Origin of the sequence: Streptomyces sp. NWU339 (assembly GCF_003143855.1) — a bacterium.
Lineage (GTDB): Bacteria > Actinomycetota > Actinomycetes > Streptomycetales > Streptomycetaceae > Streptomyces.
Window position 1 is genome coordinate 26,907 of record NZ_QFRK01000071.1, and the last position, 8,484, is coordinate 35,390.

An 8,484-nucleotide genomic window follows, 5' to 3' on the forward strand; every position below is an offset into this window, starting at 1 on the left:
TGATATCCCGTGCACATACCCGCCGGTCGGTCGGCGTCCCGTCCCGTTCCGCACGGTCCGTCGGGACGGTCCGCCCGGCTCCTCCCGCTCAGGCCCGCTGCCCGAACAGCTCCTGCAGTACGTCCTCCATCGTCACCAGCCCGGCCAGCCGCCCGTCCGCCCCGAGGACGGCCGCCAGATGCGTACGACTGCCCCGCATGGCGGTGAGGACGTCGTCCATCGTCGTGTTCTCCCGCACCCGGGCGATGGGGCGCATGTCCCGCAGCAGGAACGGCATGTCGCGCGGTGAGGCGTCCAGGGCGTCCTTCACGTGCAGGTAGCCGACGATCCGCCGCCCCTCGTCCACCACCGGGAAACGGGAGTACCCGGACTGCGCCGACAGCTCCTCCAGCCCCTCCGGGGTGACGCCCACGCGTGCGTAGACCACGCTCTCCAGCGGCAGCGCCACGTCCCGCACCGGCCGGCGGCCCAGCTCCAGCGCGTCGTTCAGACGCTCCTGCGCACGGTCGTCGATCAGGCCCGCCTCGCCGGAGTCCTTCACCATCTGCGCCAGCTCCGCGTCGGAGAAGGACGCCACGACCTCGCCGCGCACCTCGACCCGCAGCAGCCTCAGCAGCGTGTTGGCGAAGGCGTTGATCGTGAAGATCACCGGGCGCAGCCCCCGGGACAGTGCCACCAGCGGCGGGCCCAGCACCAGCGCACTGCGCACGGGCTCCGCGAGCGCGATGTTCTTCGGCACCATCTCGCCGAGCAGCATGTGCAGATACGTCGCGAGCGCCAGAGCGATCACGAAGGACACCGCGTGGCCCGCGCCCGGGGGCATGCCCACCGCGTGGAACACCGGCTCCAGCAGATGTGCGATGGCGGGCTCGGCGACCACGCCGAGGACCAGGGTGCACAGCGTGATGCCGAGCTGTGCCGCCGCCATCAGCGCGGACACGTGCTCGAGGCCCCACAGCACGCTCCTGGCGCGCCGCTCGCCCTGTTCGGCGTACGGCTCGATCTGGCTGCGGCGCACCGAGATCAGCGCGAACTCGGCGCCCACGAAGAAGGCGTTGACGACCAGCGTCGCCAGACCGATCAGCAGCTGTACGACCGTCATCGCCGTGCCCCCTTCTCGCGCGCCTCGCCGTTCGTCCTGCCGTCCGGCTTGCTGCTGGTCTTCTCGCCGTCCTCGGCGTCCTCGGCGTCCGCCCTCCCGTCCGGCGGGCGCGGGCCGACGAGTGGCGCGTGCAGCAGGACGCGCGCCGCGCGGCGGCCGCTCGCGTCCAGGACCTCCATCCGCCAGCCGACGACCTCGAGGGTGTCGCCGACGGCGGGGATCCGGCCCAGCTCGGTGGCCACCAGCCCGGCCAGGGTTTCGTACGGGCCGTCCGGCGCGCGCAGGCCGACCCGCGCGAGCTGGTCCACGCGCGCGGAGCCGTCGGCCGAGAACAGGGCGTGGCCCTCCTCGTCCGTACCGGTCCGGGCCAGGTCGGGCGTCTCGTGCGGATCGTGCTCGTCGCGGACCTCGCCGACGACCTCCTCGACGATGTCCTCCAGCGTGGCCACGCCCGCCGTACCGCCGTACTCGTCGATCACCACGGCCATGGTGCGCCCCTCGGAGAGCCGGTCCAGCAGCCGGTCGACGGTGAGCGACTCCGGGACCAGCAGCGGTTCGCGCATCATCTCCGACACGGGGACCCGGGCCCGGCGCTCGGCCGGCACCGTCAGCACGTCCTTGATGTGCGCGGTCCCGACCACCGAGTCGAGGGTGCCGCGGTACACCGGGAACCGGGACAGCCCGGTCGCCCGGGTCGCGTTCGCCACGTCCTCGCAGGTCGCCTGGACCTCCAGCGCGACGACCTGCACGCGGGGGGTCATCACGTTCTCCGCGCTGAGGTCGGCGAGGTTCAGGGTGCGGACGAACAGCTCCGCGGTGTCGGCCTCCAGAGCACCCTGCTTGGCGGAGTGCCGGGCGAGAGCCACCAGCTCCTGGGGACCGCGCGCGGACGCCAGCTCCTCGGCGGGTTCCACACCGAAGCGGCGCACGATGCGGTTGGCCGTGTTGTTGAGGTGCGTGATGAAGGGGCGGAAGGCGGCGCTGAACCAGCGCTGTGCGTTGCCCACGTTCTTGGCGACGGCCAGCGGCGAGGAGATCGCCCAGTTCTTGGGCACCAGTTCGCCGACCACCATCAGGAAGACGGTCGACAGAGCCGTGCCGATCACCAGTGCCAGGGAACTCGCCACCGAGGCGGAGACACCGATGTCCCTCAGGGGGCCGGAGATCAGTGCGGCGATCGACGGTTCGGAGAGCATGCCGACCACCAGGTTGGTGACCGTGATGCCGAGCTGCGCCCCGGAGAGCTGGAAGGTCAGGTTCCGTACGGCCTTGAGCGCGCCGACGGCGCCCCGCTCGCCGCGTTCGACCGCCCGCTCCAGCTCCGCCCGCTCGACCGTGGTGAGGGAGAACTCGGCCGCGACGAACGCGCCGCAGGCGAGGGAGAGCAGGATCGCGACCAGGAGAAGGAGCACTTCTGTCATCGGGCCGCCCCCGTCCTGTGGCCGGGCGGGAAGTGAACCACCGCGCGACGTCGCGTACGGCTCTGTCGGGGACCGCGATGTCGCGTACTACTGGGAGGCTCGCCCATGGGCGGACGCACACAACCTTTCATGGATGACCGAGTGACCCTCCTAGCGTAAAGGGTCAGCAAAGGTGTCCCGCGGGGTCACCCGACGTCCGCCGTCACGCCGGCCCCTGCCTCCGGCCGTCCTCCCGGAGAGGTTTGCCCCGGCACCGCCGGTGTTCCTCCGGTGCGTGTCCGGCGGCGTCCCACGCGCGGTGGGCGGTCTCGTCGCGCCGCAGCACCACCGCGTCCGCGCGGCGCCCGCCGAGCCGCGTGATCCGTTCCTCGGCGGCGGCCGGCAGCGCGGACCCGATGCCCTGCCCGCGGTGGTCCGGGTGCACCGCGATCCGGTACGGATGGCAGCTCCGGCCGTCGGATCCTGGCTGCTCACAAACGTCCGTGGAGTCCTGCCCGTGCTTACAGCGGCTTGACCCAGCGTCGCCAGTGGTCCTCGCGGTGGTAGCCGGCCGCGGCCCAGGTGTGGTGGGCCTGTTCGTTGGCTTCCAGGACCATGGCGTCGACGCGTCGCCCGCCGAGGGTGGCGAAGCGTTGTTCGGCGGCTTCCAGCAGGGCGGTGGCGATGCCCTGCCGGCGGTGGTCGGGGTGTACGGCCAGCCGGTAGGCGGAGCAGCGCCATCCGTCGAAGCCGGCTATCACGGTTCCCGTGAGGACGCCGTCGCGCTCGGCGAGGAGCAGGGCTTCGGGGTCTCGTGTGATGAGTCGGGCCACTCCGTCGTGGTCGTCGCTGATGCTCGTTCCTTCCGCGGCGTCGCGCCAGAACCGCAGCACGGTGTCGATGTCCGGGAGGGTGGCGGGGCGGATGTGAAGATCGCTCATGGGGTGAGCCAAGCAGTGCGCTTGCCTGTCTGGCGAACGGTTTTCGCTGCCGGGGAATCGAGTGGGGGGCGAGCTGGGTCCCAGGGTTTCCGCGAGCCGCGAGCCGCGGGCCCGCCGGACGAGTACGTCATCGGTGCTCTCGACACCGGAGCCAGTGGCTTCCCGATCAAGAACGCCAACCCGCGACAACTGCTCGACGGTATCTGCGGTGGCGGTGCCGGGCAGGCTGTTCGCTCAACGCTCACCCGCAGACCCAGGGTGGCTGCAGGAGCCGAGCGAGGCTTGTTGTTCGCCGGTTCCTGACCGACGGCCACGCCGGAGCAGGCCGGCGGCAGCGGCCCGTGGGTGTCAGGAGTTGCGTGGGGCGACCAGTCCGGATTCGTAGGCGAGGACCACGAGCTGGGCGCGGTCACGGGCGTGGAGCTTGGCCATGGCCCGGTTGATGTGGGTTTTCACGGTCATCGGACTGATCACCATGCGGTCGGCGATCTGGTCGTTGGACAGGCCCCGCGCGACGAGGGCGACGGCCTCGCGTTCGCGGCTGGTCAGCCCTTCCAGCCCTGTCTCGACACCGGCGTTGAGCGGCTGGGAGACGTACCTGTCGATCAGCTTGCGGGTGATCGAGGGTGCGAGCAGGGCATCGCCGCGTGCGGCCACGCGGACGGCGTGCAGGAGGTCGTCCGGGACGATGTCCTTGACGAGGAATCCGGCGGCGCCGGCGCGCAGCGCGTCGAAGACGTACTCGTCCAGGCCGTAGTTGGTCAGGATGACGACATGCACCTGGGCCAGGGCCGGGTCCGCGGCGATGCGCCGTGTCGCCTCGATACCGTCGACGACGGGCATCTGGATGTCGACGAGCGCGACGTCGGGCAGGTGTTCCCTGGCGAGCTCCAGGCCCTCCTTGCCGTCGGCGGCCTCGGCCACCACCTCGATGTCGTCCTCGAGGTCGAGGAGGGCGCGGAATCCGCTGCGGATGAGTGGCTGGTCGTCGACCAGCAGGATGCGGATCATGACGTCCGGTCCACGGGGAGCTCGGCCTGGACGGTGAAGCCTCCCTCGTCGCGCGGTTCGGCGCGCAGCAGGCCGCCGAGGGCGGTGACGCGTTCACGCATGCCGAGCAGCCCGACGCCGGGCACCGGGGCGGTGCCCGGCGTGGCCTTGCCGTCGTCGTCGATGCGTAGCGCGAGGGAGCCGGGCCGGTAGTCGATCCGGACCGACGCCGTGGCGGCGGCGGCGTGCCGGACGATGTTGGTCAGCGACTCCTGAACGATCCGGTAGGCGGTCCGGCCCACCGCGACCGGGACGTCGTGCCGCTGCCCTTCGATCGTCAGCGTCGCCTTCAGACCGGTCCCGCCGGCCCGCTCCACCAACTCCGGTATGTGGCCGAGCCCTCGCGGCGGGGTCGTGTCGTCGTCGCGCAGTACCGACAAGGTCGCGCGCAGTTCACGGCTCGCCTCACGTCCGGCCTCCTGGATGGCCAGCAGGGCCTCCGGCACCTTCTCACCGCGTCTTCGGGCCACGTGGACGGCGACCTCGGACTGCACCTTGATGACCGAGATCTGGTGGGTGAGCGCATCGTGCAGTTCCCGCGCGATGTGCAGCCGCTCCTCGTCGGCGCGGCGCCGCGCGGTCTCCTCCCGGGTGCGCTCGGCCTCGTCCGCCCGCTGCTCGGCCTGCCGCAGCGCCTCCCCCGCGGCAAAGGCGGCGATGAGCCAGGCGATCTCCAGGGTGCCGCGGGCCTGCACCAACGCCTTGCCCACGGGCCCGTCGTGGACGGCCAGTGCCGTGAGCTGGAGAGCCACCAGCAGGGTCACGGACGCCGTCACCGCGAGGGCGCGGTGCCCGGCCCGCACCGCGCCGTACACCGCGACCAGGTACGCGACGGCAAGCACGTCGAACCCGGCCGCCTGGTAACCGACCGCGCACAGCCCGGTGACGGCCAGGACGACAACCGGAGTCCGGCGGCGCGCGGCCAGCGCCAGGCCGCCGCCCGCCAGCAGCGCGTGGCCGAGCAGGTCGGGTCCCGTGCCAGGGTGCGCCCCGGACCATCCGGTGCCCAGCATCAACGCCGCCACGCCCACGGCGATCACCCAGTCCCCGACACCGGCCGGGAGACCGAACCGTCGTCTGCCCATGGGCGCACCCTAGCCGGATGCCTGCGCGGGCGAGTCCCGCTCGCGGACGAGCGGCCCTCTACCGCGCCCGCGGTACCTGCGCGGCTCCTGCAGCGTCCGCGGTAGCCGGGTGCGCCATCGGCGGCAGCGCAAAGTGAGTCCGTCCGCGGGACGACCGGCGGTGGGTCGGGCGGACAGGATCGAGCGACGTCCAGCAGCAGGAGTCGTACGAGGAGAAGGAGCACCTCATGTTCGTCCGTTACGTGCTTGCCGGCGCCGCAGGCGCACTGCTCGGGGGGTTCGGGCTTGCCGCACCGGCGGCCGCGCACACCTCGGCCCAGTCGGTCGCCGCCGGTGCCTCCCTGACCACCGGGCGACTCGTGGGCTCCGTGGCCGCACTGGTGGCGCTGGCGGGCGTGATCATCGGCGGGCTGGCCCTGGCCCGCTCCGCCGGCCGTATCGGCCACGGCAACGGGAAGAGGGGGGCCATCGTGTCCCTGGTGGCGGGGCTGATCGGCATGGTCATCGGCGCGGTGAATCTGGCCGTCGCCGACGGCGGTCCCGGTACCGGCAACGGAGTGCTCGGTGGCGCCCTGGCCCTGGTGCTGGGGCTGGTCGCCGCGGTCCTCAGCCGACTGGCCCTGGCCCGCTCCCGCCGCACCGGACGACCGGCTGACCGCCCCGACCACCAGCGCACGTTCGAGTGAGAGAGGGACAGGGGCTTGAGGGGACGGTGACGGCAACCGAAACCGCCCCCACGGGCGGGACCCTGGCGGTGCTGGGCCGCTTCTGTTTCCGGCGCCGCCGCATGGTCCTCCTGATCTGGATCGTCGGTGTGATCGCCGTGGCGTTCGTCGGCTTCGGCTACGGCGCCGCCCCTGACAACGACTTCTCCGGAGGAGACTCGCAGTCGGCCAGGGCGCAGCAGCTGATGGAGAAGCACTTCCCCGAGGAGCAAGGGGACGGACTGGCCCTCGCGATCAAGGCCGACAAGGGGATCGACGATCCTGCCGCCAAGCAGAAGATCGAGAAGGTCATCGCCGACCTTGCTGGCTCACCTGTCACCGGACCGGTGACTTCGCCGTATCAGGACAAGAACCTGGTGACGGAGGATCGTCGTATCACCCGCACGACCATCCCGCTGAGCGACAAGGAGGTGGAGAAGACCGAGGTCAAGCCCCTGGTGGACCTGGTCAAGGACGCCTCCGACGACAGCGTCACGCTTGCGCTCGGCGGGTACATGGCGGAAAAGGCCGAGACACCCCCGCAGGATCCGGCTGAAAGCGTGGGCATCCTGGCAGCAGCAGTGATCTTGTTCATCGCCTTCGGGTCACTGGTGGCCATGGGCCTGCCGATCGTGACCGCCCTCCTGGCCATCATGATCGCCGTCTTCACCACCTCCCTGCTCGGCCCCGATGTCGCCGTCAAGCAGGGAGGTTTGGGCATGGCCGTCGCCGTGCTCATCGACGCCACCATCGTGCGGATGGTCTTGATGCCCGCGGTGATGGAACCGCGCGGCAAGGCCAACTGATGGATGCCCGGACGCCGGACACCGAAGACGACCTCGACCGCACTCGCAGGCGTCGGGGAAGAGGCCGAAGCCTGACCCCTCCTCAAGTTGCAATGCAGGCAATCCCGGCCGGCTTGGGCGAGGCCCCGGCGTGGGGTGCGTGGAAGGGCCCGCACGCGGGTCCGGCATGACCGGCGGCAGTGGCCGCGCAGCTGCCGGGACGCGGACAGCGAGGCGGCAGCTTCCGCGGGCACCCGACGCCGGGTTCGTGCTGCCGGTCCTGGGGAGAGGGTCCGCGGCCTGTTCAACCACTCGTACGCCGACGCCGCCCGCCGCGGCGTGGCCACCACTGGCCGCACCACGGAGTCGCGGCACCCCATCCATGGGGGAGGCCCCGGGCTCCGGGAGAAGGTCTTCTCCCGGGTTTCTCCTCAGCGGCGGTGCCGCGGGTCCGGCACATGCGGCTGCATGGCAGGGTGCTTGGGTGAATGTGCTCCGACTGGTGGCCTGCTCAGGCGGGGTACGGGTCGTAGCAGTCCAGAGCCGGGTGGTACAGCACCTGCCAGGTGCGGCCCTCGACGACACCGTTCTGCGGCAGGCCGTGGCAGCCCTGGATCCACTTGAGCTTCCTCAGCATGGCTGAGCCGAACGCCCCGTCGAGGGCCAGCTTGGGCGGCTGACCTCCCCACATGTTGCTCAGGCACTGCGCCTGCTTGACCGCCGCACCGGTGTCACCGTGCGTAAGCGTGGGCCGATACGTCGATGACGTGTAGGAACAGCGGTCGGGGGAGGCCAGGGCGGAATGCGGTGCCACCAGGCCCAGTGCTGCGGCTGTGCACAGCCCCGCCCCCAGGGGGAGCAATCTGCGCTGTCTCATGCCGTTCCTTCCGGTCCGGTCATTTGCTGACGAGGCCCGGCGTCCGGGGGCGATATACACCCTCATCATGCCCACACTCAGCAACGACCGCGAGTCACGACCCGCACGCACGGAGAGTGCGCCGCCGGCCGGACGGCACGTTCTCGAGCGGCGGCAGGGGCGGGGGAGCGGTGGCGACGCCCTCCCGGCAGGCGCGTCCAGCGCAGGCGCAGTGCCTCGCGGATCGTGGTGAACAGGTCGGTCGGGACTGGTCCGGGCATTGGTCGAGAAGGTGTGTCCAGGATCAGGGGTCAAGGCCCAAGGCCGGGTAGTTAACGGATTTGCGCTGGTGGCAAGCCGCTTGACGTGACTCGGGTACCAGAGGGGAACGTGAGCAACGGAGCCCCGTTGAAGCAGGTAGTCCGCCAAGACTGTCTGCTGCCTGTGGAGCTCCGTTGCCTGTACGCCATTGTGCCCTGCCGCCTGGTCTGATGACCGTCTCCCGCGTGTTCACGGTGGCCGCGGGGCAATTTGCCCCGGGTCATCTCGGTGAGCTGACCC

General features: G+C 71.2%; 8 protein-coding genes and 1 pseudogene. 2 read left to right on the forward strand and 7 right to left on the reverse strand.

Annotation, left to right across the window (positions count from 1 at the left end; all coding sequences use genetic code 11):
- Window positions 1-88 precede the first annotated feature (88 nt).
- From DIZ27_RS40025 to DIZ27_RS40050, 6 genes and pseudogenes are all read right to left on the reverse strand, one after another.
- Window positions 89-1,102 carry a hemolysin family protein gene (locus tag DIZ27_RS40025; protein ID WP_109383263.1) on the reverse strand — a complete coding sequence of 338 codons (1,014 nt, stop codon included), beginning with the start codon at window positions 1,100-1,102 and terminating at the stop codon, window positions 89-91.
- Window positions 1,099-2,523: a hemolysin family protein gene (locus tag DIZ27_RS40030; protein WP_109383264.1), complete on the reverse strand. Its 1,425-nt coding sequence runs from the start codon at window positions 2,521-2,523 to the stop codon at window positions 1,099-1,101. Before DIZ27_RS40030 ends, DIZ27_RS40025 begins: the two co-directional genes overlap by 4 nt.
- 202 nt (window positions 2,524-2,725) lie before the next feature.
- Window positions 2,726-2,968, reverse strand: a pseudogene (locus DIZ27_RS40035) (GNAT family N-acetyltransferase); the annotation flags it as partial.
- A 55-nt stretch (window positions 2,969-3,023) separates the two neighbouring features.
- Window positions 3,024-3,443: a GNAT family N-acetyltransferase gene (locus DIZ27_RS40040; protein WP_109383266.1), complete on the reverse strand. Its 420-nt coding sequence runs from the start codon at window positions 3,441-3,443 to the stop codon at window positions 3,024-3,026.
- A 348-nt stretch (window positions 3,444-3,791) separates the two neighbouring features.
- Window positions 3,792-4,454 carry a response regulator transcription factor gene (locus DIZ27_RS40045; RefSeq protein WP_109383267.1) on the reverse strand — a complete coding sequence of 221 codons (663 nt, stop codon included), beginning with the start codon at window positions 4,452-4,454 and terminating at the stop codon, window positions 3,792-3,794.
- Window positions 4,451-5,578: a sensor histidine kinase gene (locus DIZ27_RS40050; RefSeq protein WP_109383268.1), complete on the reverse strand. Its 1,128-nt coding sequence runs from the start codon at window positions 5,576-5,578 to the stop codon at window positions 4,451-4,453. The genes DIZ27_RS40045 and DIZ27_RS40050 overlap by 4 nt, the downstream gene beginning before the upstream one ends.
- Before the next feature lie 227 nt (window positions 5,579-5,805).
- Between DIZ27_RS40050 and DIZ27_RS40055 the strand changes: the two genes are divergently transcribed.
- Together DIZ27_RS40055 and DIZ27_RS40060 are read left to right on the forward strand one after the other, a co-directional pair.
- Entirely contained in the window at window positions 5,806-6,264 is a 459-nt protein-coding gene (locus DIZ27_RS40055; protein WP_109383269.1) for a DUF6223 family protein, read from the forward strand.
- A 26-nt stretch (window positions 6,265-6,290) separates the two neighbouring features.
- Window positions 6,291-7,088, forward strand: a complete 798-nt coding sequence (locus DIZ27_RS40060; protein ID WP_258308788.1) for an MMPL family transporter — start codon at window positions 6,291-6,293, stop codon at window positions 7,086-7,088.
- 490 nt (window positions 7,089-7,578) lie between these two features.
- On the opposite strand, the gene DIZ27_RS40065 is transcribed toward DIZ27_RS40060, so the two are convergent.
- Entirely contained in the window at window positions 7,579-7,944 is a 366-nt protein-coding gene (locus DIZ27_RS40065; RefSeq protein ID WP_146229080.1) for a peptidoglycan-binding protein, read from the reverse strand.
- Between the last annotated feature and the right edge of the window lie 540 nt (window positions 7,945-8,484).

Bases quoted from the DNA above. Each gene is read 5' to 3' on its own strand.
- DIZ27_RS40025 (WP_109383263.1), bottom strand. From the start codon at position 1,102: ATGACGGTCGTACAGCTGCTGATCGGTCTGGCGACGCTGGTCGTCAAC.
- DIZ27_RS40030 (WP_109383264.1), bottom strand. From the start codon at position 2,523: ATGACAGAAGTGCTCCTTCTCCTGGTCGCGATCCTGCTCTCCCTCGCC.
- DIZ27_RS40040 (WP_109383266.1), bottom strand. From the start codon at position 3,443: ATGAGCGATCTTCACATCCGCCCCGCCACCCTCCCGGACATCGACACC.
- DIZ27_RS40045 (WP_109383267.1), bottom strand. From the start codon at position 4,454: ATGATCCGCATCCTGCTGGTCGACGACCAGCCACTCATCCGCAGCGGA.
- DIZ27_RS40050 (WP_109383268.1), bottom strand. From the start codon at position 5,578: ATGGGCAGACGACGGTTCGGTCTCCCGGCCGGTGTCGGGGACTGGGTG.
- DIZ27_RS40055 (WP_109383269.1), top strand. From the start codon at position 5,806: ATGTTCGTCCGTTACGTGCTTGCCGGCGCCGCAGGCGCACTGCTCGGG.
- DIZ27_RS40065 (WP_146229080.1), bottom strand. From the start codon at position 7,944: ATGAGACAGCGCAGATTGCTCCCCCTGGGGGCGGGGCTGTGCACAGCC.